23 protein-coding genes and 2 pseudogenes are annotated in these 24138 nt (G+C 61.0%); 11 read left to right on the forward strand and 14 right to left on the reverse strand.

Annotated elements, in window-relative coordinates; translation table 11 throughout:
* The gene (locus sphantq_RS22200) at positions 1 to 1203 is read left to right on the forward strand and encodes an AAA family ATPase (protein WP_208634664.1); all 1203 of its coding nucleotides are present in this window, start codon (positions 1 to 3) and stop codon (positions 1201 to 1203) included.
* Positions 1204 to 1249: 46 nt separating this feature from the next.
* The gene (locus sphantq_RS22205; RefSeq protein WP_272800650.1) at positions 1250 to 2266 is read left to right on the forward strand and encodes a ParB/RepB/Spo0J family partition protein; all 1017 of its coding nucleotides are present in this window, start codon (positions 1250 to 1252) and stop codon (positions 2264 to 2266) included.
* 61 nt (positions 2267 to 2327) lie between these two features.
* On the opposite strand, the gene sphantq_RS22210 is transcribed toward sphantq_RS22205, so the two are convergent.
* Positions 2328 to 3365, reverse strand: a complete 1038-nt coding sequence (locus tag sphantq_RS22210) for a hypothetical protein (RefSeq protein ID WP_272800651.1) — start codon at positions 3363 to 3365, stop codon at positions 2328 to 2330.
* A gap of 138 nt (positions 3366 to 3503) precedes the next feature.
* Here sphantq_RS22210 and sphantq_RS22215 point away from each other — a divergent pair, with 138 nt between their 5' ends.
* The 3 genes from sphantq_RS22215 to sphantq_RS22225 all read left to right on the forward strand — a co-directional run bounded on the left by sphantq_RS22215 (position 3504) and on the right by sphantq_RS22225 (position 6204).
* Positions 3504 to 4742: a tyrosine-type recombinase/integrase gene (locus tag sphantq_RS22215; protein WP_272800652.1), complete on the forward strand. Its 1239-nt coding sequence runs from the start codon at positions 3504 to 3506 to the stop codon at positions 4740 to 4742.
* Positions 4743 to 4747: 5 nt separating this feature from the next.
* Positions 4748 to 5488, forward strand: a complete 741-nt coding sequence (locus tag sphantq_RS22220) for a hypothetical protein (protein ID WP_272800653.1) — start codon at positions 4748 to 4750, stop codon at positions 5486 to 5488.
* A gap of 167 nt (positions 5489 to 5655) precedes the next feature.
* Positions 5656 to 6204, forward strand: coding sequence for a hypothetical protein (locus sphantq_RS22225; RefSeq protein WP_272800654.1), 549 nt, complete (start codon positions 5656 to 5658; stop codon positions 6202 to 6204).
* Positions 6205 to 6320: 116 nt separating this feature from the next.
* On the opposite strand, the gene sphantq_RS22230 is transcribed toward sphantq_RS22225, so the two are convergent.
* From sphantq_RS22230 to istA, 6 genes and pseudogenes are all read right to left on the reverse strand, one after another.
* A complete protein-coding gene (locus tag sphantq_RS22230; RefSeq protein WP_272800655.1) occupies positions 6321 to 6758 on the reverse strand; it encodes a hypothetical protein in 438 nt (145 codons plus the stop codon).
* A gap of 136 nt (positions 6759 to 6894) precedes the next feature.
* A protein-coding gene (locus sphantq_RS22235) for an IS3 family transposase (protein ID WP_272800595.1) occupies positions 6895 to 8258 on the reverse strand; the annotation gives its coding sequence in 2 pieces (ribosomal slippage) (positions 6895 to 7908 and positions 7911 to 8258; 1362 coding nt in all).
* 238 nt (positions 8259 to 8496) lie between these two features.
* Positions 8497 to 8772, reverse strand: coding sequence for a hypothetical protein (locus sphantq_RS22240; protein ID WP_272800656.1), 276 nt, complete (start codon positions 8770 to 8772; stop codon positions 8497 to 8499).
* Between the two features lie 66 nt (positions 8773 to 8838).
* A pseudogene (tnpC, locus tag sphantq_RS22245) lies at positions 8839 to 9417 on the reverse strand (IS66 family transposase); the annotation flags it as partial.
* A gap of 161 nt (positions 9418 to 9578) precedes the next feature.
* A complete protein-coding gene (gene istB / locus sphantq_RS22250; protein ID WP_272800657.1) occupies positions 9579 to 10373 on the reverse strand; it encodes an IS21-like element helper ATPase IstB in 795 nt (264 codons plus the stop codon).
* Entirely contained in the window at positions 10370 to 11899 is a 1530-nt protein-coding gene (gene istA / locus sphantq_RS22255) for an IS21 family transposase (protein ID WP_272800658.1), read from the reverse strand. The genes istB and istA overlap by 4 nt, the downstream gene beginning before the upstream one ends.
* 880 nt (positions 11900 to 12779) lie before the next feature.
* On the opposite strand from istA, the gene sphantq_RS22260 reads away from it, so the two are divergent.
* A complete protein-coding gene (locus tag sphantq_RS22260; RefSeq protein ID WP_272800659.1) occupies positions 12780 to 13538 on the forward strand; it encodes a hypothetical protein in 759 nt (252 codons plus the stop codon).
* 477 nt (positions 13539 to 14015) lie between these two features.
* On the opposite strand, the gene sphantq_RS22265 is transcribed toward sphantq_RS22260, so the two are convergent.
* The 7 genes from sphantq_RS22265 to sphantq_RS22295 all read right to left on the reverse strand — a co-directional run bounded on the left by sphantq_RS22265 (position 14016) and on the right by sphantq_RS22295 (position 20535).
* On the reverse strand, positions 14016 to 14327 hold the full coding sequence (locus sphantq_RS22265; protein ID WP_272800660.1) for a putative quinol monooxygenase: 312 nt from the start codon (positions 14325 to 14327) through the stop codon (positions 14016 to 14018).
* 69 nt (positions 14328 to 14396) lie between these two features.
* On the reverse strand, positions 14397 to 14732 hold the full coding sequence (locus tag sphantq_RS22270) for a 2Fe-2S iron-sulfur cluster-binding protein (protein ID WP_272800661.1): 336 nt from the start codon (positions 14730 to 14732) through the stop codon (positions 14397 to 14399).
* A gap of 100 nt (positions 14733 to 14832) precedes the next feature.
* Positions 14833 to 16035: a cytochrome P450 gene (locus tag sphantq_RS22275; RefSeq protein ID WP_272800662.1), complete on the reverse strand. Its 1203-nt coding sequence runs from the start codon at positions 16033 to 16035 to the stop codon at positions 14833 to 14835.
* Positions 16036 to 16158: 123 nt separating this feature from the next.
* Complete coding sequence (locus sphantq_RS22280) at positions 16159 to 17364, reverse strand: cytochrome P450 (RefSeq protein WP_272800663.1); 1206 nt, start codon at positions 17362 to 17364, stop codon at positions 16159 to 16161.
* Positions 17365 to 17423: 59 nt separating this feature from the next.
* Positions 17424 to 18596 (reverse strand): TonB-dependent receptor, encoded by a 1173-nt coding sequence (locus tag sphantq_RS22285; RefSeq protein WP_336314465.1) that lies wholly within the window; start codon positions 18594 to 18596, stop codon positions 17424 to 17426.
* Between the two features lie 39 nt (positions 18597 to 18635).
* On the reverse strand, positions 18636 to 19457 hold the full coding sequence (locus sphantq_RS22290; protein WP_272800664.1) for an IS5 family transposase: 822 nt from the start codon (positions 19455 to 19457) through the stop codon (positions 18636 to 18638).
* Between the two features lie 94 nt (positions 19458 to 19551).
* Positions 19552 to 20535 (reverse strand): TonB-dependent receptor, encoded by a 984-nt coding sequence (locus tag sphantq_RS22295; protein WP_272800665.1) that lies wholly within the window; start codon positions 20533 to 20535, stop codon positions 19552 to 19554.
* 135 nt (positions 20536 to 20670) lie between these two features.
* On the opposite strand from sphantq_RS22295, the pseudogene sphantq_RS24455 reads away from it, so the two are divergent.
* From sphantq_RS24455 to sphantq_RS22315, 5 genes and pseudogenes are all read left to right on the forward strand, one after another.
* A pseudogene (locus sphantq_RS24455) lies at positions 20671 to 21327 on the forward strand (transposase); the annotation flags it as partial.
* A 176-nt stretch (positions 21328 to 21503) separates the two neighbouring features.
* A complete protein-coding gene (locus sphantq_RS24460) occupies positions 21504 to 21800 on the forward strand; it encodes a transposase (protein WP_443021588.1) in 297 nt (98 codons plus the stop codon).
* Positions 21797 to 22144 carry an IS66 family insertion sequence element accessory protein TnpB gene (tnpB, locus tag sphantq_RS22305; RefSeq protein ID WP_133084305.1) on the forward strand — a complete coding sequence of 116 codons (348 nt, stop codon included), beginning with the start codon at positions 21797 to 21799 and terminating at the stop codon, positions 22142 to 22144. The genes sphantq_RS24460 and tnpB overlap by 4 nt, the downstream gene beginning before the upstream one ends.
* A 63-nt stretch (positions 22145 to 22207) precedes the next feature.
* A complete protein-coding gene (tnpC, locus tag sphantq_RS22310) occupies positions 22208 to 23836 on the forward strand; it encodes an IS66 family transposase (RefSeq protein WP_272800667.1) in 1629 nt (542 codons plus the stop codon).
* On the forward strand, positions 23836 to 24132 hold the full coding sequence (locus sphantq_RS22315) for a hypothetical protein (protein ID WP_272800668.1): 297 nt from the start codon (positions 23836 to 23838) through the stop codon (positions 24130 to 24132). The genes tnpC (sphantq_RS22310) and sphantq_RS22315 overlap by 1 nt, the downstream gene beginning before the upstream one ends.
* Positions 24133 to 24138 lie beyond the last annotated feature (6 nt).

Consider the following 24138-nt stretch of genomic DNA (forward strand, 5'->3'; position numbering starts at 1 on the left):
GTGGCAGCATCACTAGACATCGACGACACCCATGATCTTCTATCGGTGGCGGCGCTCGCCCAGCGGACCTCGTCGGTGCTGGAACGCCTTCGCGATTCAGCGCGCAGCGCGCGCGCGGATGAACGCCGTGAGCCCACTTTCCCGATCGGAAAGGCCGCTGACTTGGTTGGGCGGACGCCCGCTGCAATCCGCGATGCGGAGAAGGACGGGCGTCTTCCGCCGCCGCCGCGAACCGAGAATAATCGCAGGGTTGGTTACACGCTTGCCCAACTCAATGATATGCGGGGCCTGTTCGGCACGAGGCCCTGGCGAGCGGCCGACGATCCATGCTGTGTCGTGGCCGTCCAGAACTTCAAGGGAGGTGTCGGCAAGTCGACCTTGTCGGTCCACCTTGCCCAATATCTCGCAATCCAAGGCTATCGTGTTGCCCTGATCGACTGCGACAGCCAGGCCTCCGCGACGACATTGTTCGGCTATGTGCCTGATCTTGATCTGAGCGAGGAGGACACGCTCTACCCGTTTCTCCGGGAAGAGGAGAAGACCTCGCTTGATTATGCGCTGCGCAAAACGCATTTCGACGGTCTCGAACTGATTCCGGCAAATTTGCGGCTGTTCCAGTCAGAATATGAGATTGCAGCCCGAATGGCGCGCGGGCAGGGGGGGCTTATCGATCGCCTCTCCGAGGGCATCGCTAGTATCTCCGATCGTTTCGATGTGATCGTGCTCGATCCGCCGCCGGCCCTTGGCGCCATCTCATTGTCGGTTTTGCGCGCTGCGAACGCGCTTGTCGTTCCCGTGCCGCCGACCGTCATGGACTTTTCTTCGACCGCGGCGTTTCTGGCGATGCTCGATGAAACCATCGAGACACTGGCCGAACGCGGCTTTGCACCGACGCTCAAATTCCTTCGCTTTGTCGCCTCTAAGGTCGATGAGAACAAGTCGATGCAGAAGGAACTGCTCAATTTGATGCGGACACTTTTCGGTCAGGCGATGGTCCGCACGCCGCTGAAGGACTCCGCCGAGATCGACAACGCGACCGCGCGTTTGATGACGGTCTATGAGCTCGACGGTCCTGTGACGAGCAGTGCGGTCCGCAACCGCTGTCTGACCTATCTCGATGGGGTAAATGCTGAACTCGAGTTGGATATTCGGGCCATGTGGCCCAGCCATTTGAGCCGTTTGCGCAAGGAAGGTCTGGCGTGAAACGGCAAAATTGCACCGGTGCAATTCCGGGTGAAGGAACGGCTTCATGAGCAGAAAGAATGCGAGTTTCGCAGCAGAACTGGCCGCTGGTATCAATCCACCCGAAGATGGTGCGCCCGCGCCACGCCGGCCTGGGCTGGGCGCCAATGTCCTGACAGGCCGGGAAAATCGATTGGCCGAACTGGCGGCAGGGACAGTCGTCAGCCGCACCCATGAACTGGTTGATCCTGCGCGTTGCCGAATGTGGGTAGGGCATAACCGGGAATATGCGCTCCTCAACGAGGAGCGATGCGCCGATCTCATCGAGAGCATAAAGGCGCAGGGACGCCAGGAAATGCCGGCAATTGTCCGGCGGGTGCGCGGCGAATCGGACTTTGATTTCGAGGTGATCTGTGGCGCTCGGCGTCACTGGTCGATCAGCTGGCTGCGTAGCCATAATTACCCCGACTTCCGGTTCTTGGTCGACATCCGCGAACTGTCAGATGAAGAAGCATTCCGCATCGCGGATATCGAGAACAGGGCGCGCGAAGACCTTAGCGACCTGGAGCGGGCACGCGACTATCTCCGTGCGCTTGATGCCTATTATGAGGGCCGGCAGAAGGTCATGGCCGAGCGGATCAATGTCACAGAAAGCTGGCTGAGCCGCTATCTTGATCTCGCCCGCCTTCCGGTGGAATTGATGGTCGCTTTTCCCAATCCGCAGGATTTGCGGATCAAGCACGTCACAACGATCAAGCCATTGTTGAAGCCGGACGATCGTCGCCAACGCGTATTTGCTGAAGCGGCCGCGCTCAGTGCTCGATCGGGAGGGGAGGGCGCTCCCATGGCTGTGCCCGACATCGTCCGTGCATTGGCGCTGGCGGCCGACCCCCCCAAAAGGTCAGGATCCCCCAAGAGGTCAGGAATGGCGCAGGTTGTATCGAGCGAGACGGGGAAAGCCGTGCTTCGTATCGAGGGCACTGATCGCAAGGGAATTCGCCTGACACTTCTCAATAGGGGTGGGGCCTCTCGTGAGGATGCCGAGAAAGCCATTCGCGAGGTGCTTGACGCCCACTGGGCCTGAAGTGGGCCGACGCAAGAACGGGAGGCGTGACATCGAGCGGTCACGCCCCGCTGCAACTCAATCAGTGGTGGTGAGCCGAGACATCGATACCGAGGCCAGCTAGCATCGAATCGAGTTCGGCCATTTCACGATCAAACTCTGCGAGCGCGGGTACAAAATCTGGGAGCGCCTGGGGCGGGGCAGGGGGACGCCCTACCGGACGGACACCAAACCCGAAGGCGATAGCCAGATCGCGCGTCATGTAGGTCCGCCAGGCCTGACGACCGCTCACTTCCACTAGAAGGTCCAGCTCTGCCGCGCGAGAAAGCAGCTTGCCGGCACCGGAGATCGTCACGTCCAATCGCCGGGCAAGCATCCGAGGACTGACGACGGGGACAAACTGGACAAGGCTGAGCAAATCCAGGAGTTTGCCAGGACGGTGCGCGCCATGGAGGGCTGCGGCGGCGCGTAAACGGTCTTCCTCGAGCGCCTGGAGCCTCACCAGCCCCTCTTCCGCCCGATCGGTAAGCGACCGGAGGTTACGCAGGACGATGGCCTGCGTGTCTCGCGGCGAGAGGCGAAGCGCCTTGTCGCCAATGGTCAGGCACGGCAGCACGGCCTGGGTTATCTTCATCGATCGCAGGAGCCCGGGGACGGCAAGCCACGGCGTGATCGTGCTGTCTGCGCGGGAGCGCCTGGCCGTAATCTCAAGCGCGCGGAGGAGGGCTGGCCGCTGGCTCCAATCTTCTGGGACGTCAGTTGAGATCGCGAGCTCGTCTCGCCAATAACGGGATTCGCGCTGGGCCAATTGCCGCTGCCAAATCGGAAGCGCATCACGATCGTCCAGATTGGTCGGCATCGGCGGGCGGCCGGGCAGATTGACGGCGCATTCCCGGCCGAAAATATCAATTTCGTCAATCTCGGCGCCCTGCACCTGCAGCGCCGTGGAATAGCCGGTCCAGGTGGCGCGTCGCTGCCATGGCGCTGCGGCAGGACTGGCAGAAACACGGGCATCGAGGCGGCCTATCGCCGCTGCCGCCCGTTCCAGACGGGCGACGAGCCTGGAAGTCCAGATTGGCTCTGAGAGGTCCGGGATGGCAGCAGGCATGACGTTAAACATATCCCCAAAGTAGCCTTAGCGTCTATCATGCTGTTGCTCTTTAAATATGGACCTACGATAATTGCACTTATCACATATCCGGAATTGACCCTTCTTTATAAGGTACGATACAAGCGCCGCAGAGGAGCGTGGCGCGTTGTGAGCATCGAAACCGGCTTAGTAGGGCCAGAAACCGCTGTGGCGCCGCCTGAGGCGTCGCTGCCGGCCGTCCGGGCTTCGGCTGACCTAGCGTGGACAATTGTGCAGATGCGCGCCGGCGAGCGCATCACGATCAACGAGGCGCTTATCACCGCCTATCAGGCCGCCTCATCGCCCCACAGCATCCGCGCGCTCAAATCCGACCTCGAGGGGTTCGACGCCTGGTGCCGCCGCCACAACCGGATCGCGCTGCCGGCAACGCCCGAGACGGTCGCCGACTATCTCGACGCGCGCGCGGGGCAGGGGGGCAAACCCGCCTCGCTCGGCCGCTACAAGGCGTCGATCGCCAAGATCCATCTGCTGCTCGATCTCAAGGATCCAACCCCGGCCTCGCTGGTCAGGCTGCGCCTCCAGGCGATCCGTCGTCGTCTCGGCACGGCACAGAAGCAGGCGCGACCGCTGCGGTTCAAAGGGCCGGTGCGCAACATTGAGCGCGATGCGCCTCGGGGTCTCAATGTGCGGGCACTGCTTGAGAGTTGCGCGGGCGACCTGCAGGGCCTGCGTGATTGCGCGCTGCTCTCGACCGGCTATGACACCGGGTTGCGCGCCTCCGAGCTGATGGCGATCGAGGTCGAGAACATTATTGAGGCGATCGATCCTGACGCCCGGCTGCTGACCATCAAGCGCAGCAAAGGCGATCAGGAGGGGGAGGGGGCGACCGCCTATCTGAGCCCACGCACCGTTCGGGCGATTGCGGCGTGGCTGGAGGCGGCCGGCATCGAGGGTGGGCCGGTCTTTCGACGCGTGAACGTGCGGCGGTACAAGGCGAGGGCAGCGGTGCGCGGACGGAGGATCGACAGCATCTCGGGGCGCGAGTCTTGGGATCTGCGGAAAACGCTGTCGAAGCCTGCGGTGCCGGCGAGAGTGGAGTATGATGTGGGGGAGGGGGCGCTCCATCCAGCCTCGATCGGTCCAATCTACCGTTCGATGATACAGCGGGCGTTCGATGTCGGCGCATTGGCCGACCTGACGGCTGACGATCTCGCGCGGCTGATCAAGGAGATCAGCGCGCATTCGACGCGGGTGGGGCTCAACCAGGATCTGTTCGCGAGCGGGGAGGATCTCGCCGGCATCATGGACGCGTTGCGATGGAAGTCGCCGCGGATGCCGCTCGCTTACAACCGGAACCTTTCAGCCGAGCAGGGGGCTGCTGGGCGGCTCATGACGAAGATCGGTTAGACGCCTTGCTGTTCGGCTACGATAATCCGGAAACTTGGCCTTTGGAGGTCGTCGATTTCCTGGATGAAAACCGCTTCGTTCTCGACGATTGGCTCACCGAGAAACGCTTCGCGTCGCCCTACCAGTATGACGAGATCATCCGGCAGCTCTACGCCGTCCTTCGGCCTCACGACATCCTGGCTTGGCACAACACGCGCCTGACGGCGCGAGAAGCGGCCGGGATAGTCGCGGAAGGGATGTTCTTGCCAAGTGTCGAGACCCTGGTGATGCGGATCGATGCCGCGCAAGAGGAGGGTGTTTTCTCGCCGGCCATCGCGGAGGGGTTCAAGCGGCGGCACCAAGCTGATTCACCGTCACGGGCCGGGAGGATCTGGTTTCTTTTCACGCGGCCTCACAACGACGACGGCATTGAGGACTTCTTGCGGTTCTGGGGCGGGGAATCCCTGTACGCGGCGATCGATCGCGATCCGGAACTCGGGCCGGTGCTCCGGTCGGTTGGCGTACCTTCCGTCGTCGAGGCAGTGATCCCGATGAGCTACTTCGAGGACAGTCTGGGCTTCGAGATGCACATAGCGGCGCAGTTCTGCGCTTGGCGCGCCGATCGAGTTTACGATGCGGTGCCCCATGACCGCGTTCTAGCGCCGCTGGCACCCAAGTGCGTCCGCCGAATCGTGGCGTTCACCGACCCGGAGTTCGCCACGTTGACCGGTTGCAGCAACTATTACGAGCCGTTGACGACAGGCTGACCTAGAACCACGATCCTCAAAGATGACGTTCGAGGAGAGCTGCCCGTTCGTCTGCATCGCGTGTGACACTTTACCAGTCCGCGTCGGTAAAGTGTCACCAACGAAAAATCTGACTCTGGCCGCCAAGAGGGATTCACATCGCTGCGTGGGCTGCTAGGATTCGCATTATGTTCCACCAACCCGATCTCTTCGATGCCGTTGAAACGGAGCAAGATCATGCTGAAAGTGAACTTGATCTCCCCCAAGTGATCGAGCGGATCGCAGGTATCTCTCCGCGACCGAGATACACCTTCATGGTGCTAAACCTCATCGCCAAGGCGGCCGGCAGCAACAGTGGTAGCGCGGGACCATATGTCACGGTTGGCGGACGTTGCACTCCGCTGCGGGATTGGCTGTGTGATTCACTTGTACCGATGGCGCAACGGGATGCGCGCCGCCGCACGATCGTAAAGGAGGTGAGAGCAGTGCTAACGGAGCAGAACGTGCTGCCTAGTGACCCTGTTGAAGCCGATCAGCTCGTGGAGAGAGCAGTAAGGGCGCGAGTGCGACGCTCGGGTCGGTGCAACGTCAGCCGAGCCGTCTCGGACCTCGTACGAGCGGGTCTCGTCCGGAGGCATTATCAAGGCTATCGTGTTGATCACCACAACCGCGGAGCACAGCGCGAAGCTGTTTACACAATCACTGATGTGGCGGCGCATGCGCTCCGCTCCTTGTGAGGGGCGAGGCAGCAGAGCCCCAATTTCGATAGTGCGCAGAAATCTGATCGCCGTGGACGATCGAAGGAAGAGTCAGGCTCTACATGTCCATTGAACGATTACGAGAAATTGTTCGATTATCGGTTCCGCGCTTGTTTGCGCAGATCCACGGGGGACGGATCGCGTGCGAGAGCGAAGCAACGCTTCAACTTCACTTGGGCAGGATCATCGCAACGGTTGCAGACCTGGCGATCGTAAGCCCTCGGGAAACCTTCGCCATTGAGCTCGAGAAACCTCTTACAGGCGGTCGAGCAAAGCGCGGCCGTATGGACATATGGTTTAGGCTGACGACCGACGCCGGCCGAGAATGGCGATGCGCCATTGAACTGAAATTTTTCAAGAAGGCGAACCAGCGAGAGCCAAACAATCGATATGATGTATTCAAGGACATCTCTCGCCTCGAGCAATGCTCGGATGTTGCGGATGCCGCTTTCATGCTCGTCGCGTCCGACCACGCCCATTACATAACTCACGCCGTATATTCGACGGATACACATGATTTCGACATGCGCCACGGGCAAGCCTACGCGGCTGGAACGCCGTTATCCTATCGAACCGCCGTGCCGTACGGACCGCCTGTCCGTCGTCAGAACATTTGGCACAGATCGCGGCGTAGATTAGCGGAGTGCGGGCCTCGTCTGGGGTTTGATGTTAGGCGGCGGTCTTGCGGTGCTGCAAGCGCCGATATTCGATGGTCTGTCGCTTGATCCTTTCGCGCTGTTTGATGATGGTCGGCGCCCTGCCGAAGTAGGCATCGGCGGGTGTCACGTTGGCCAGGCTCTCGTGGTAGCGCTGGTGGTTGTAGTGCTCGACGAAGGTCTCGATCTGGGCCTCAAGGTCGCCGGGCAGGAAGTAGTTTTCCAGCAGGATGCGGTTCTTCAAGGTCTGGTGCCAGCGCTCGATCTTGCCTTGGGTCTGCGGATGGCACGGGGCGCCGCGTACATGGCTCATCTTGTTGGCCTCGATGTATTCGGCCAGCTCGCCGGCGATGTAACTGGGGCCGTTGTCGCTGAGCAGCCGGGGCTTGTGCAGCACCGTGGCGCTGCCGCAGCCGGAAGCCGCCAGGGCGAGGTCCAGCGTGTCGGTGACGTCCTCAGCGCGCATGTTGGTGCACAGCTTCCAGGCGATGATGTAGCGCGAGAAGTCGTCGAGCACGGTCGACAGATACATCCAGCCCCAGCCGATGATCTTGAAGTAGGTGAAGTCGGTCTGCCACATCTCGTTCGGTCGGGTAGTCCTGGTGTGGAACGCATCGGCAGCCTTGATTACGACGAAGGCCGGGCTGGTGATCAGATCATGAGCTTTGAGCAGGCGGTAAACCGTGGCTTCCGATACGAAGTAGCGCTTTTCATCTGTGAAGCGCACGGCCAGTTCGCGGGGGCTGAGGTCGGTCGCCTCCAGCGCCATCTCGACGATCTGCTCCTGGATGTCCTCGCCGATGCGGTTCCACACGCGGCTCGGCGCCGATGGCCGATCCTCCAGCGCTTCCGGCCCGCCCTCGAGGTAGCGATCATACCAGCGGTAGAACGTCCGGCGAGGGATGCCGAGCTGGTCCAGCGTGCGCTTGGCGGGCAGGTGCGCCTGCTCGACGATCCTGATGATCTCGAGCTTCTCGGATGCGGGATACCTCATTCTTCGTCGCCCCCATCCGCGGTCATGCTTTTTTTGAGCAACCGGTTTTCCAGCGTCAGGTCGGCCACGCATTCCTTCAGGGCACGGGCTTCGCGGCGCAGGTCCTGCACTTCACCGGTGGTCGCGGCACGGGCGGTGTCGCCCGCCAGGCGGCGCTTGCCCGCTTCCATGAACTCCTTCGACCAGGTGTAATACAGGCTTTGGGCAATGCCCTCCTTGCGGCACAGTTCAGCGATGCTGTCGTCGCCGCGCAGACCTTCGAGCACGATGCGGATCTTGTCCTCGGCCGAGAAGTGGCGCCGCGTCTGCCGCCGGATGTCCTTCACCACCTGCTCCGCAGGGGCCTTCGCCGACGATTTTGAATAGGAGGATTTGGGCTTCATCTGCGTTCCTTCGTCACTACGACGAAGCCCAAATCCTCCTTAAATCACAACCTCAAATCTGTGCCATTGGCGCTGACGGCGGACACGGACCGCCGATCACCCTTGCCCACAACTATGTCTTCGAGTGGAACGAAGCGACCGAGACCTTGCGCTATCTCCTGCTGGAAGTGACACCCGATCAGCCGTTTGTGGCGACATAAGGCCTGCCATTCTTGCCACCGACCGCGCAGAACGACCGTCAGGGTTCCAGACGAATTTGCAAATCAGCGAGATCCTCAGCCGGCATGGCAGTTCCCATCAGGCCATGGAGATATTCCAGTAGGTCTTCCTGACGCGGTTGGCCCAATGCGAGACGATAGATTGTGAGGCTCCGTTTGAGCCACTCGAGTCTTCGCACCTCGCGGCTGAACGGGAGCATCGGCACGCGGCGTTCGACCTTCACCGGACCTTCGTAGATCCAGTAGGGAATGAGGTCAGAGTCATTTTCGGTCTCGGCGCGGGCAGCGTCGAACATGATCTGCCAGGGATCATCGTGACCTCTCTCGCGCCGTAAGCGCTAAAACTCCCCCACCAGAAGGCGTTAGGCGGCCTGATCGATGACGGCGCTGGCTGTGACTCGACTATCGACCCAGTTGTAGGGGAGCAGGTCATCGATGGGATCTGCGTCGCCGCGCAGGACGATACGGGCGAGGACATCGGTGAGGTAGTCCTGAGGGTTGATATTGCCCAGTTTGCACGTTTCGATGAGGCTGGCGAAGGTCGCCCAGTTTTCGGCCCCCAGATCATGACCTGTGAACAGGGCATTTTTACGCTGGAGTGTAAGCGGCCTGATTGATCGCTCGACGGTGTTGTTGTCCAGCTCGGTCCGTCCATCCTCGAGGAAGCGGACGAGGCCATTCCAATGGTTGAGGGTGTATTTGATGGCCTCGGCCGTATTGGAACTTCGGAGCAGCCTGGGCAGCATCTCCTCGAGCCAGGGGCGCATGCCAGCGATGATCGGAGCGGATTGCACCTGGCGGACCGCCAACCTGTGTTCGGGGCTGGAACCTCGGATACGGGCCTCGATCTTGTAGAGGCTGGCTATCCGCCGCAGCGCCTCATCGGCGACGGGGGCGTTGCCGCCCTTGACATCGTCGAAGAAGCCACGCCTGACGTGCGCCTTATGCCGAGCTCGGCATAAGGCGCATTATCCAGAGCATGGTTTTATCTGGGGTCCCGCGATTCTGATGTCCGTATGGCGCGACAATTACGATCAGCGGAGCGCGTCAATTAGGATGAGCGCCTGCGGGCATGGTCTGGTCGGCTAATTGACGCGGCGCGTCAATTGGAAGGTTGTGGTTCGTTGTTGGTTGTATGCGCGGAGACGCGGGCTTGGGCAGTTTTGCGCCTGTAGCTGGCGGTGTTCATCTCGATGATGATGGCGTGGTGGACAAGACGGTCAATGGCCGCGACGGTCATGGCGGGGTCCGGGAAGATGTCGTCCCATGCGCCGAAGGGCTGGTTTGCGGTGATGAGGACGGAGCGCCTTTCGTAGCGGGCGCTGATCAGCTCAAAGAGGACGGAGGTCTCGGCCTGGTTTTTCCGGACGTAGGAGAGGTCGTCGAGTATGAGCAGGCGGTACTTATCGAGCTTCTCGATGGCGGCGGCCAGGCGCAGTTCCTGGCGGGCGGTTTGCAGTTGCTGGACGAGGTCGGTGGTGCGGGCGAACAGGACGCGGTGTCCGGCCTCGACCAGAGCATGGCCGAGCGCGGCGCTAAGGTGCGTTTTGCCGACGCCCGGCGGGCCGAACAGCAGGATGTTGGTGCCACTGTCGAGCCAGCTGTCACCGGCGGCGAGTGCGTTGATCCGGGCGAGGCTGACCATCGGGGTTGCGGCGAAGTCGAAGGTGTCGAGGGTCTTGCCGGCAGGGAGCCGCGCGTCGGCGAGGTGACGGGCGGTGCGCCGGTTGGCGCGCTCGGCAACCTCGTGCTCGAGGAGCGTGGCAAGGGTGCGCGCGGCCGGCCAGCCCTCGGTGTCGGCGGTGTCGCCGATGCTGGCCCACAGCCTGGCAACAGTGGGCAGGCGCAGCTCGTTCAGGAGCAGCGGCAGGCGTGCGGTGTCGGTGGTGAGGGTCATGCTGCCATCTCCATGTCCGCCGCCGTCAGCAGCTGGTCGTAGCTGCCGACACCGGGCATCTCGATATGAACCGGCGGCACGGTCCCGCTTGCGGGCATGAAACGGGCGCGCAGATCGGCGAGGTCGGGAAGTCCGCGGGCATCGAGGACAGCGTCGAGCGCGTCGGCGAGATCTGCCTCCACACCCTGATCGTGGGCGAGCGCGAGCAGGCCGACCATGGTCCGGCTCGCATCGCGCGCGGGCCTGACGGCACTCAGTGCCTCCCATGCTCGCCGGTACGCGGGTCGCGGCCAGAGCGCGTCGCGGTAGCTAAGCCCGGCAAGCGCTCCGGGCTTGGCGCGCAGCGAACCGATGACATGGCGATAGTCGACGACATGGGTGGTGGTGCGTCCCGCCGTTTTTGCGGGTGCTCGCCCGCGTGCCAGCGTCACCACGAGCGCTGCGCCCAGATATCCCTCGATGTGTTCGTCATGGACGCGCAGGTGCAGACGATGCCCGATGAGACGCGAGGGTACCGTGTAGAAGACATGGCGGAAGGAGAAGCCGGACGAGCTGGTGACGCGCACGCTGGCCTCGTCCCATGTCGCTGGCGATGCAGGCGGCAGCGGCCTCAGGTGCGCCCGCTCGATGTCGATCGCGGCGGCATGCCGCCTGTTGTGGTCGGCGATAACGCCCCCCACGAAGGCCCGGTAGTCGTCGAGGGATGCGAAGTCGGCCGAGCCGCGCAGCAGCAGCGCCTGCGCGATACGGTTCTTAAGATGCCCGTGCCGGCTTTCGATGGCGCCATTCTCGTGCGCGACGCCGCGGTTGTTGCGCGTCGCGACCATACCGTAGTGCGCGACCAGACCGGCGAACCGGCGGGTGAGATCCTGCGCGTCGTCGGCGCACAGGTTGCGGAATGCGGCTGACAGGCTGTCGGAGCGGTGCTCGTGCGGCGCGCCTCCCAGAATGGCGAGCGCCCGTGACAAGCCGGTCGCCAGCGCAGTGTAGCTCTCGCCGCCGAGCACGACCTCGCCGTGCTCGAAGCCGGAATAGACGAGCGCGAAATGATAGAGCCGATGCTCGAGCGACACGCCGGCGATACGCACGCCCAGCTTGCCCATATCGGTAAAGTCGGACAGTCCCATGCGGCCCGGACTGTGGGTCTGGGGAAATATGACCTCCTTGTCCGGGCCGTGCAGGGCCTTCCAGGCGCGCATGCGCCGCTCCAGCGTACGTCGGATGGCTCGGGTGACCCTGTCGGGGTAGCGACGGTCCAACTCACCCAGCACCGTTACCGGGCGAAGGCCGGGGGCCGCCTCGAGCATCGGGACTACGACTGTGTCCCACAAACCCTCTAACGGGTCGACGCGGGTGCGGTACTGGCGTGCCTCCTTGCACGCTGATGGCGGTCGCGGGTCGCGCTCGATGCGACGGCCGGTCGCGACGGAGATGCCGGCCATGGCGGCAGAGGTGGTTTGCGGGCGGGTCAGACGAGCATTCATGTAGAGCCTCACTTGCTGGTCGGTGATGTGTCTGCCCGGCATCGGTCGCCCCCTCACGGGGACAAAACTCGCCGGGAAAGACCCGCAGGTGAAGCCAATGCGATCGGGGGGCGTCCGCTCGGGCTACGCCCTCCCGGAAGCCCCCCGATCGCTCATCCTAATTGACGCTTATGCGCTTATCGTAATTGTCGCTGGGTAGGTGCCGGAATACAGTGCAACAGCTGCGGGGAAAGGGCTTGGCGGAGCGTCGCAAGGGCCGGAACGTCGCTCACCGGCAAGCCCGGCCTCGCCAACCGGGGCGCCATTACTTTGACGGCGGCAACGGATCTGCGCACCGCGACAACGCGGCGGCGAAGCCAGCGCACCGCGCCTGGAAGGAAAATATCCGTGCCGCGTGCTGCGTCTGCGGCGGCTTCCATGCTTCGCTCCGACGCGGCTATCCCAACGATGCGATCGATCGCGGCAAGCGAACCGGGCAGCCGAGCGGCGAGAAAATCTGGGAGCAGGCTGAATGTTATGTGCCCCTGTGGGCAGTAGCAGCGAGCGATCCGTACACCCGGACTGGTCAGGCGCGCATAGCTGCCATGCCGCCGAAATGCACAGCCGCCGCTCGGATGGAGCGGGCAGCGCAACAGTCGCGCGCGCCGCCACTCCTGCGTGGCGACATAGTCCTCGATCGTCGACCTGGTACGCAATGGTATCTGCAACGTTGCCCCCGCGCGCGGCGGCCCCCAACTGCGAGGTCGCGGTTTTTATCTGGAGCCCAATGCGCCGAAACCTCCGGCAAGCCCGCATTATATCCCAAAACGCCCCAGATAAAACCATGCTCTGGATAATGCGCCTTATGCCGAGCTCGGCATAAGGCGCATATCAAGCGCAAGCTGTCGAGCCCCATATCGATCCCGGATCGGCTCCAGCTGAATTGCTGCGCGATCTACCGGCGGCTGATTTCTACATCTCATTGGCCGCGCACCCGGGCCGCGCGGTGGTGTTTACCGAATGGCTTGATCCATCGGTTACTGACGAAAATGACCCCCTCTCGTGCGATCCTGAACTTGATATGTTCAACCCGAAGCATGGCCCGCCTTATTCCGATGAGTTCATCGGACGTTATCGGGCAGCACAGGTTGCTCGTAACGAACGTATCACACTATGGGCGGAAAGCGAGCTTGACCGCGTTCGAGGAGCGCAGTCTCAGGAGGGACGACTTACGATCGACTCATTTGGTTCAGTATCCAAAGACGGCGTCTTCGACCGGTTCTTCGCCATTCCCAGGCAATTTGCGGATCTGCGTTTTACAGATTTGACGATCGATCCGTCGAAGAGGGACGTAGGCTGTTACCTGGGCGATCCGAAGCGGGCGAACTACTCCAACTATGGCCTCGCCTCGATAACTTCCGCGCGGGAATGGCTGGCAATGTGGAGTTTGTCCCGGACGCAGGTGCGCAGCGACCAACAATTGCCCCGCATCACTCAACCGGCGTTAGTCATCATGGCCAACCATGATACTGGTTGTTTCCCTAGCCATGGGCACGCGATCTTTAATGCGTTGGGCTCCGATGACAAGCGCATGGTCGAACTGGACGGCGGTCATTATTTCGAGCGACCGGGAGATGATCGTGACAAGCTTGCTGATGTCATAGCAGACTGGTTCGGGGAGCATGGCGCCGAACCGGCCTGACATGTTCGACCTCTGGGGAGCGTCAGCCCGTTTGAGATTACTCCCAGCGCGGAGAGGGCTTGTGGAGTGGTTGCGGATATTCACCGTCGCCAGTGAGAGCCGTTTCCGGCGCGCTGGCTGACGTGCCCAGAAGCTTAATGCCGTCGCAGAGCTTGATTGAGATCCCGATGCTGCGCTGTATTTGGCCAGTAAAGAGGCCTGAGGTCAAAATCCGCGCAGCTCATCGGGGCATGTGACAGAATTGGGCTTCGCTGGCGGGCAAATACAGCTGCAGCGGCCGGTGTCGTGGGCGTTATCGCATAGTCGGGCTCGACAAGGGAGTAGCGCAGACGTGACTGCTCGGGCAAGAGCGCCGCGCCGGCGTGCTCCTGATCATCTGCGCCATGGACCGCAGTTCGAGCGGGCGGCCACAGGCATGGTCAGGCTCGACCAGTGAATGACGAGCCTGGACCTACCCGCGCCCGAATAATCCCTTGCTCAGGCGGATGCGTCCGCGCCCGCTATGGGCACCGGCTCAAGATAGAGACCCTCCGGCGGCTCGGCCAGAGCGGCCATGACCGATGCGAAAGCATCCTTGCCGAGCGCCTGTCCGCCCGCCTTGTGATCATCGATCGTCCGCCAGTGTTCAATGAAGATGTAAGTCGCGTGGTCGCTCGGATCGGCAAACAACTCCACCCCTTCGTAGCCGTCCAGCGGCCGTAACTGGCCCGCCAGGGTAATCAGTGCAGCTCGAAGGTCTTGCTCGCGGCCCGCCGCAGCCTTCATGCGATAATGACGAAGTACTGTCATGTGTTTTCCTTCAATGGATGAGTTGCCTGCCGCCCATTCATAGCGAAGCTCGGTGTTCTTCGACCAGCCCTAAATCTGAGATGCGGGCAGATTCAACGCGAGGCCATCAAGTTCATCAGTAATAATGATCTGGCACGACAGGCGGCTGGTCTCGTCCGGATCGATGGCCATTTCCAACATCACCTTTTCATCGTCCGATGCCGTTCCGACCCGGTCGAGCCATTCGCGGGCTACATGGACATGACAGGTCGCGCAGGACAGAGAGCCACCGCAATCTGCCAATATGTCGGCGACACCGCCGCCAAGAGCAGCTTCCATGACGCTTTGCCCGACCTGGGCGTTCACTTCACGCTCGCCTCCCGACGCATCGACGAAGCACAACCTTACCATTCCGACCTCTTCCATTTAGACATTTCAACACATTCTGCTTGAATTGTCAGCGATTGCAAAAACAATATCGGTCATTCGCGTTTTTCGGACGGGTTTCTTCAGACCACGCCATATCTCACGCATGACCTACTTGTGCGGAATGACGCACCGGGAGTTTTGCGAAACCCTGGAACATGACGTGCGTATTGGCCACCGGCGGACCATTGGGTTGCAAGTCTGGAAACCGCCTCAAGATTTCGCGAAACGCGGTCCGTGCTTCCATCCGGGCCAGATTGTTGCCCAGACAAGTGTGGGTGCCCGCAACGAAGGTCAAGTGGCGCATCCCGTTCGATCGGGTCAAGTCGACCATGTCGGGATTGGGAAACTGACTGGGATCGCGATTGGCGGACCCCATCAGCATCGTCATCTGACTGCCAGCAGGGATCACCGTTTCTCCGAACACGACCTCTTCCCGGGTAAAACGAGGTGTGAACTGGACTGGCGGATGAAGGCGCAGGAATTCCTCAACCACCTTGGGCACCAGATCCGGATTGGCGCGCAGCTGATCGGCCAGGTCGGGCTGATCCATCAGCGTGTAAGTGCCAAAAGCCAACAGCGTAGCAGTCGTTTCATGGCCCGCGAGCAACAGGAAGATAAGATTGTTGATCAGTTCGTCGTCCGACAGCCGATCCGTCCCCTGATAAGGGGCCAGCAGGCTGATAATGTCCGTTCCATCAGTGCCTTCCCGTTCGGCGATGTTGCGCGTCAGCAATTTGCGTAATTCAATGCACGCCTGATCGGCCTGGGCAAAGATTTCCAAAGAGGCGCCCGGTTCCTGTCCCAGGGTCACGGCTGTCGCGGCGCGACGGAAAAGTTCCCGCTGGTCGCGCGACACTCCCAACAGGGAACAGATAACATAAAGCGGGAACGGCCCGGCGAAATCCTCAGCAAAATCGAATGACTCGCGTTGAACAAGATCATTGAGCAACTCGTCGCAAACTGCCTGAATATGAGTTTGCATGCCAGCCAGTGCGCTGGCCGTGAACGCTGCCGACATGGTGCCGCGCACCCGCTGATGGTCGCCTCCCTCGAGAAAGCTCATCGCATTGGCTGTGAAGTCGCGCGACGGCCCGGGCGGAAAGCGGTCCAGCGTCTCGGGGGGCAGGCTCCGCACCCGCTTTCGGTCCGACAAAATTTGCGAGCAGGCATCGTAGCCTGCAATGACCCAGCTTCCGTCCGGATTCTGGAACACGGGTGCTTGCTCCCTCAAATCCTTGTAAACCCGATAGGGGTCGGCCTTGTAGGCAGGGGCACGGGGATCAAAAATAGGCTTCGTCATCAAGGTTTCTCCATATATCCAGGCGATGGTCGAAACACCGTAAGAGACCGGAATCGGTTGCGCGCATATGTCGCCACTCCCGCCAGCCCATCGCCAACTCTGCCCCCCCGCCGCGGCTACCTGTCAGGCAGGCTCTGTCGTCATGGCCCGGCGAACGGGCAGGCTTTCGAAGCCCTGGAACATGATTTTGTCGACGCGCTTGGGTGTTCCGCCGCTTTGCAGATCCGGCATCCGGCTCAATATGGTTTTGAAAGCTATACGCGCCTCCGCACGTGCAAGATTGTTGCCGAGGCACGAATGCCCCCCGGTCGAAAAGGCCAGATGCCGCGCACTGTTGGAACGCTCTATGTCCAGTACGTCGGGATTGGGAAACTGATCCGCATCACGGTTTGCCGATGCGAGCATGACGGTCATGTGGCTGCCGGCGGGAATCGTCACCCCCTGAATTTCGATCGGCTGCGCGGCGGTGTAGGGGACGAAATGAACCGCCGGATGCAGCCGCAGGAATTCCTCTACGGCCTTGCCGATCAAGTCCGGATTATCCCGCAGGCGATTTGCGACATCGGGCTGCTCCAACAGCAGCTTCATGCCGAAGGTCAACAACGTAGCCGTGGTTTCATGACCGGCGAGCAGCAGGAAGATCAACTGGTTGACGAATTCGTCATGAGTCAACTTGCTGGATTCCTGATGGGTCAGCATCAGGCTGATGATGTCGCCGGTTGGGGTCCGTCGACGCTCCTCCATGTAACCCTCCAGCACTTCGCCCAGTTCGGTGCAGGCACGGTCGGCGGCGGCGAGCCTTTCGGCGGAAGCGCCCGGTTCAAGACCGGCGGTAACGGCGTGGGCCGCCCGATGGAATAGCGCACGTTCGTCGCGGGGTACGCCTATCAGTTCGCACACGACATGCAAAGGAAATGGCTCGGCGAATTCCTTGACGAAATCGAAACTGTCGGCATCGATCAGTTTATCCAGCAATTCATCACAAGCAGCCTGAATCGCGGGGCCCAGATTGGCCAACGCGCCGGCGGTGAATGCAGACGCGAGCGCGCTGCGCACCCTCGGGTGATCGGGCGCGTCCATATACGCCATGCTGAAGCGATTATAGTCATGGAAGCGGCCGGGCGGGAAATTACCCAGTTCAGGCGTCCTCAGCAAGCTCTTGCGATCCGACAACAGGCGAAAGCATGCGTCATAGGTGGCGATGATCCAGCCACCATCCACATTTTGAAAAACGGGAGCATGGGCCCGAAAATCTTTATAGACCTGGAACGCATCGGTCTTGAAGGCCTCCGACCAGGGATCAAATATGGGTTTGACTGCTTCTGCCATGATTTATGAACTCCATGCTCAACAAACTTCGATAATTAGTGATATCACAGATCTGGCTGTTAGAATTTGAGACCTATTGTGCCACCATAAGTCCTGGGAGCCTCCAAGGACTGCCCCAGATTGCCGATCGGGAAGGTGGTAACAGCATATCCACTCACCGGCTCGTTTGACAGATTGCGCCCCCACACGCTCAGGGACAGCCCCGTATCTGCGACCTTCCAGTTCGCTGAGGCGTTAAACATCCAGTAGCTTGGTTGAGCAATCAGATTGTCGGGCCGCGCGAACCAGCCATCATCATGATAGGCCGTGCCGTTGAACGTGATCGAGCCGTCGCCCACAGGCATCTCATAATCGAAACCAAAGCTGCCGGCGAAGTTCGAGGCGTAAGGAAGCCTGTTCCCCCGCGCTTGGAAGGCGGTGACGGGCACCCCACCCGTGGTCGATGTGAACTGGGCACCTGGAAAGTCCAGAAACTTGGAATGGAGCGCTTCGATATTCGCACGCAGCGACAGGCGATTTGAAACCGCAAACGTCAGGTCGACATCCGCGCCATAGATTTCGGCACTGCCGTTTATAACCGAGTTTCCGGCTTGCAGCTGCCGCTGGACCTGCAGATCCTTATAATCATAATAGAAGCCAGCGACGTTCAGGCGTACACGATTGTCCAGAAACTGGCTCTTCACACCTGCTTCATATGCCGTCAGCTTTTCAGGGCGGAATGGCGGATTGGTGATCGTGCTGGTGTCATAGCCGCCACTTTTGAACCCGGAACTGACGGACGCATACACCATGACGTCATCGGCCAGTGCATAGTCCACGGCAGCGCGATAGGTCGCACTTTTGAAGGTCTTTCCTGCATGCGGCACGCTTCCCAGGGAAATGGGGGCACCGGGCACGAGCAATAGGCCAACTTGCGTGCCTTCCAGGACTCGCCGTTCATGCGTATATCTCAGGCCGAGCGTCACATTCAGGCGATCTGTAATCGGGGCGGTAGCTTGACCAAAGCCCGCTACCGACCGTGTGCGCAGCGATGAATCGATCTGAATGGCACCGATCGGGAACGCCGGATTGGTCGCAGGGGTAGGACCAAAATTAACAATGGCCGGATCATAGCTCGATTTGGCATTGTAGTAATAAGCGCCGACCAACCACTTTATTGCTGTATTATTTGAATCCAGACGCAGTTCTTGTGTAAATTGCTTATCTGTTATATGGCTGTCGAGCGCTGTCAGAGGGTCTGAGTGTCAGATTCATAATTATTTGTCGTAATTTCATGTCCTTGCGATGCGTCGCGTGAAGATTTGAATGGATGCGATAAAGAGCCATGCGGTTGCTGATGCGATCGTCTGCTCGAAGTCTTTAGCGAGGCGGCGGTTCCGGTTGAGCCATGCCAGCGTGCGTTCGACAACCCATCGACGGGGCAGCACCTCGAAGCCATTGGCGGTGTCTGACCGCTTGATGACTTCGACGGTCCATTTCCCCATTCGCCGTAAAGCCTCTCGGAGTTTGTCGCCAGCATAGCCGCCATCGGCGAAGACGTGCCGCAGCCACGGAAAGCGCCGGATGATGTCGCGCAGCACCATCGGCGCGCCGTCGCGGTCCTGAATGTCAGCGGTGTGTATCACGGCATGTACCAGATTTCCTTGGGTGTCGGTCAGGATATGGCGCTTGCGACCTTTCACCTTCTTGCCAGCGTCATAGCCACAAGGGCCGCCGCTTTCCGTGGTTTTTACGCTCTGGCTGTCGATCACACCTGCCGATGGCGAGGCCTCGCGGCCGGCCATCTCGCGCGATGCCATAAGCAGAACATGGTTCATCGTCAGCCACAGGCCGTTGTCACGCCAGAGGTAAAACCAGCGACGCACAGTCGAGACCGGCGGAAAGCATGGAGGCAGCATCCGCCATGGCAAGCCACCACGCAGAAGGAACAGCATCGCTTCGACAATCCGCCGCATCGGCCATTTCCGCGGCCGCCCTACATGCGACGCCGGTGGCAACAGCGGTTCCAGCACTGACCACTCGGCATCCGTCAAATCACTTGGCAAAGTCAGCCCGCGTCGCGCATGAAGCGCGCGAGTGGTATCGGTCCACATCGTTGATCCTTGGTCGTTTTTCGCAAAACTCCTGAATCAACGACAGGCATAGCCGTCAAGCTAACCTGCTGATACCACTCACCTTAATTTCGGATCAGACACTGAGGTATTGTCCACATCTGAAAGTCGATTTGCGATAGGCTGTGACGCTGACCAGATTGAGATCGCCCATATCCTGGTCAATGCGCAGGCTGGCGCCACCGGCCTTGGTTGCAATGCCGGGCTGGTAATCCGTCTCGACATCCCAGGGATTGGAAAAGGTTGCGGGCGGAACGACGCCCGGCCCAGGAAAAGCATAGGTTCCAGGAATGAGGCCGGTTGCGCTTTTGGAACTGCGAAGTTCCGAATAATCCGCGATCACCGTCAGCTTGGTCGATTCTCCGGGTGTAAACACCCATTTGGAACGCACTGCAAAATCGATATCGGTCTTATAAACATCCCGGCCAGTTGTGAGATTCGTTCCCCATCCCTTGCCCTGATAGCCATACTGAACCGCGACATCCGCATTGACATTTGGAAGGATACCGCCACCGACATAGGCGTCTGTGTGTATCGTATCGTAATTGCCATAGCTGAAGCTGCCCATGAAAGTCGGCGTCGCAGTCGGCTCCCGCGTGGTGACCTGGATCAGGCCACCGGTGGCATTTCGCCCGAACAGCGTCCCCTGTGGTCCTTTGAGAACTTCTATTTGTTCGATATTATTGAACGACATCAGCGAAGCAGAGGCCGACCCATAATATACGCCATCGACATAAGTAGCGATGGGATTTTCAAATCCTGCCCCGACCTGATTTGTGCCGACCCCACGCAGATTGGGGCTGCTGAAGCCCACGGCATTTCTTACCTGAAGTCCGGGTATGGCCACGTTAAGGGACGTTACATCCAGCACGCCCGCCGCCTGGAGCGTCTTCGCGGTCACTGTAGCGACGACGATCGGAACCTTCTGGGCATTTTCAGAACGACGTTGGGCTGTGACGATAATGTCTTCAAGTCCTACATCGGCTTTTTCTGTCGCTACATTGTCTGTAGTCACAGGTTCCTGCGCCGCTGCTTGGCCGCAGAAAACACCAGCTAGCATATATATGCGTATCTGCGACGATATCGGGCAAATCCGGACTGATGACGGCTGCTATCGAACAAGATGGGCACCCCCAATAACCCTGGCGTGAACCGGCTGGAGATGATTCACTGCGCCTGACGATGGAGGCTGTGGATGCGTCAGGCGGGATTGTTCGGACTATCGGACCAATTGAAGCGGTTGTCGGATTGCGGCGACCCGCTGGAGACGATGGCGCGGGTGGTGGATTTCGAGCTGTTCCGGCCTGCGCTGGAGAAGGCGTTGGCATACGGCAACGGCGCGAAGGGCGGCCGGCCGCCCTATGATCCGGTGGCGATGTTCAAGGTGCTGATCCTGGCGGCGCAGAACACGGTGAGCGATGCGCGGATGGAGTTCCTGATCCGTGATCGCTTGAGTTGGCTGCGGTTCCTGGGGTTCGATCTTGGTGCAGCCACGCCGGACGAGAACACGATCCGGCTGTTCCGCGAGAAGCTGACCCGCGCCGGCGCGATCGACACGCTGTTCGCCGCCTTCGACCGGTCCCTGCGTGAGCGGGGGTATCTGCCGATGGGCGGACAGATCGTCGACGCCACGCTGGTGGCTGCCCCCAAGCAGCGCAACACCGCAGCCGAGCGGCAAGCGATCAAGGCGGGCAGGAGCGCGGCGGAGATCTGGCCGGACGAGCCGGCCAGGGCGGCGCAGAAGGATACGGATGCGCGCTGGACCCTGAAGTTCGCCAAGGCCCGCGCGCTGCCCGATGGCCGGCCGGGGATCGACATCGCCATCCCCAGCTTCGGCTACAAGAGCAGCGTAACCGACCGGTTGAGGCCGCCTGCCAGGCGGCGGTATGAGCGCGTAAGAGACGTCCATAAGGACGTCGCTATGGACGTCCTAAGCGGGAGCGAGGGACGGCTGTGGAGATACTGGGCCGAGAGCGGCGTCGCCGGTGGAGCACTGCCGAGAGGCTCGAGATTGTCGCGGCGGTGGGGGTGCACGGCGAGACATTGGCGCGCGTTGCGCGGCGGTACGATGTCTCCCGAAGCCAGATCTACCAGTGGCGACATCAGCTCAGGAAGCGCGGGCTATGGCCTGCGCCGGGCGGACCGACGTTTTTGCCGGTCGACCTCGAGGCGCCCATGCGACACGCGGAGCCCGTGCCCGAGGACATAATTGCCTCACCTGTGATCGTCGATCTGTGCCTGGCGCATGGCCGGTGCCTTCGCTTTGATGCCGGCATTGAGGCTGCTGCCCTGACGCGGCTCATCCGGTCAGTGGAAGCTGCATGATCGGACCTGGAACCGGCGTAAGGGTGTATCTCGCCTGCGGCGTCACTGACATGCGCAAAGGGATTTCTGGCCTTGCCATGCTTGCCCAGACCGAGCTGCGACAGAAGCCGGCGAGTGGTGCCGTATTTGCCTTTCGTGGGCGGCGTGGCGACAGGCTGAAGCTGCTCTACTGGGATGGCCAGGGGTTTTGCCTCTATTACAAGATCCTGGAGCGAGGCCGTTTTCCCTGGCCCTCCGCGGCTGACGGAACGGCGCGATTGACCTCGGCCCAGCTGGCAATGCTGTGGGAAGGGATCGACTGGAGGCGCCCGAACTGGGGCGCACCACCGACACACGCCGGGTAACTTTTTTCCTTTGAAAGCGGCTGTTTTGCTAGGCTTTTCGGCCGTTTCCCGGTAGAAAATGCCATGCTGAATGCGGCGTCCGATCTTCCGGAAGACCCGGCCCTGCTCAAGGCCATGGTCGCCCGGTTGCAGGCCGAGAACACGAAGCTGACGACGACGCTGCGCGCCCATGACCTGGTCGTCCAGGCCCTTCGTTTGCAGATCGCCAAGCTCAGGAAGCAGGCTTTTGGCAAATCCTCCGAGAAGATCGAACGCGAGATCGAGCAGCTCGAGCTTGCACTCGAAGACGTGCTCGTCACCGTCGCCCAACAGGGCCTGACGACGAGCGATCAGAAGGAGCCGGACGTGCAAGGCACGGCCACTTCTGCCGACATCAGCTCCGCATCGCGATCGTCGCGCCGGCCGCGCGTCTCGGCGGATACGCCGCGCGAGCGCCGCAAGCTCGACCCGGGCAGCACGTGCCCGGATTGCGGCGGCGAGCTGCGTCTCGTGGGCGAGGACGTGAGCGAGATCCTCGAGATGATCACGGCAAAGCTCAAAGTCATCGAAGTCGCACGCCCGAAGAAGTCCTGCCGTTGCTGTGAGAAGATGGTCCAGGCGCCGGCTCCGAGCCGACCAATCCCCGGCAGCATGGCGGGAGGAAGTCTCCTGGCTCACGTGCTGGTCTCGAAATTTGACGACCATTTGCCGCTGTATCGGCAAAACGAGATCTTCGCGCGCATGGGTGCCGACATCCCGCGCAGCACGCTGGCCGATTGGTGTGGCCGCTCGATGCGGATCCTGCAGCCCGTCATCGACCGGATTGAGGCATCGGTGCTGAGCAGCGACATCCTACATGCCGACGACACACCTATCCGCGTGCTGGCGCCAGAGCGACGGGCCAAAGGTATCGGCAAGGGCGTGATGCAAGGCCGGATGTGGGGCTATGTCTGTGATCAGCGCCCTTGGGCCGGCACCGCGCCGCCTGGGGTGGTCTACCGCTATGCCCCCAACTGGAAAGCGGAGCATGTGCTGGCCCATCTGGACAATGCAAGTGGTGTCCTCCAAGCCGACGCCTACAAAGGCTACGCCAAGCTCTACGAACCCCTCCTGGATGGTGAGCCTCGCTTCCGGGAAGCGGCCTGCTTTGCACATTGGCGGCGCGACTTTCATGACATTTGGACGTCGCAAAAGTCCGAGATCGCGCACGAGGCGCTGGAGCGTATCGGGCAGCTCTACGACATCGAGCGCGAGATCGCGGGCAAGCCTGCCGACATCCGCCGGGCCGTGCGCCAGGAGCTGAGCAAACCCAAACTCGAGGCTTTGCACGCCTGGGCCGAGCAGCAACTCACCCGTATCTCGACCAAGGGGGACCTGGCGAAAGCCTTTCGCTACGCCTTGGGGCGCTGGCACGCTTTCAGCCTGTTTCTCGACGATGGGCGCGTCGCCATCGATAACAACGCCGCCGAGCGCGCTGTCAGGCCCATATGCCTGGGCAAGAAGAACTGGCTTTTTGCCGGCTCCGAAGCCGGCGCCCAGACCCTCGCCCGCGCCATGACGCTCATCGAAACCGCCAAAATGAACGGCCTCGACCCCCAGGCCTACATCACCGACCTGCTCGATCGCATCCACGATCACAAGATCAGCAAGATCGACGAACTGCTGCCCTGGAACTGGGTGCCGCACAGCGGCCCGCAAGCACTCGCCGCCTGATGGCTACCGTCACCTCCGTCAGCACTCTCGACTACGTCGCCACGATACTCGCCGAGGACGTGGAGTTGCTCGAAGCGATCGCCTCCAACGACGACAACCTCACCTACGGCAACATCATCAGTGTCTATATCAGCCCCGACGAGGCGATCACCGCGCTGACCGACCGCGGCATCGAAGAACTGAGTGACATGCTCAGCGAGGCGCGTCTCACGACCAAAACCTGGCACCATTTCCTCGACGACTTCGTCGATGACCTTGAGCTCGCCGCCCGCTTCAAGGGCCAACCACCGCGGTAACAATCG

The sequence above is a fragment of the Sphingobium sp. AntQ-1 genome, from assembly GCF_028538045.1.
Lineage (GTDB): Bacteria > Pseudomonadota > Alphaproteobacteria > Sphingomonadales > Sphingomonadaceae > Sphingobium > Sphingobium cupriresistens.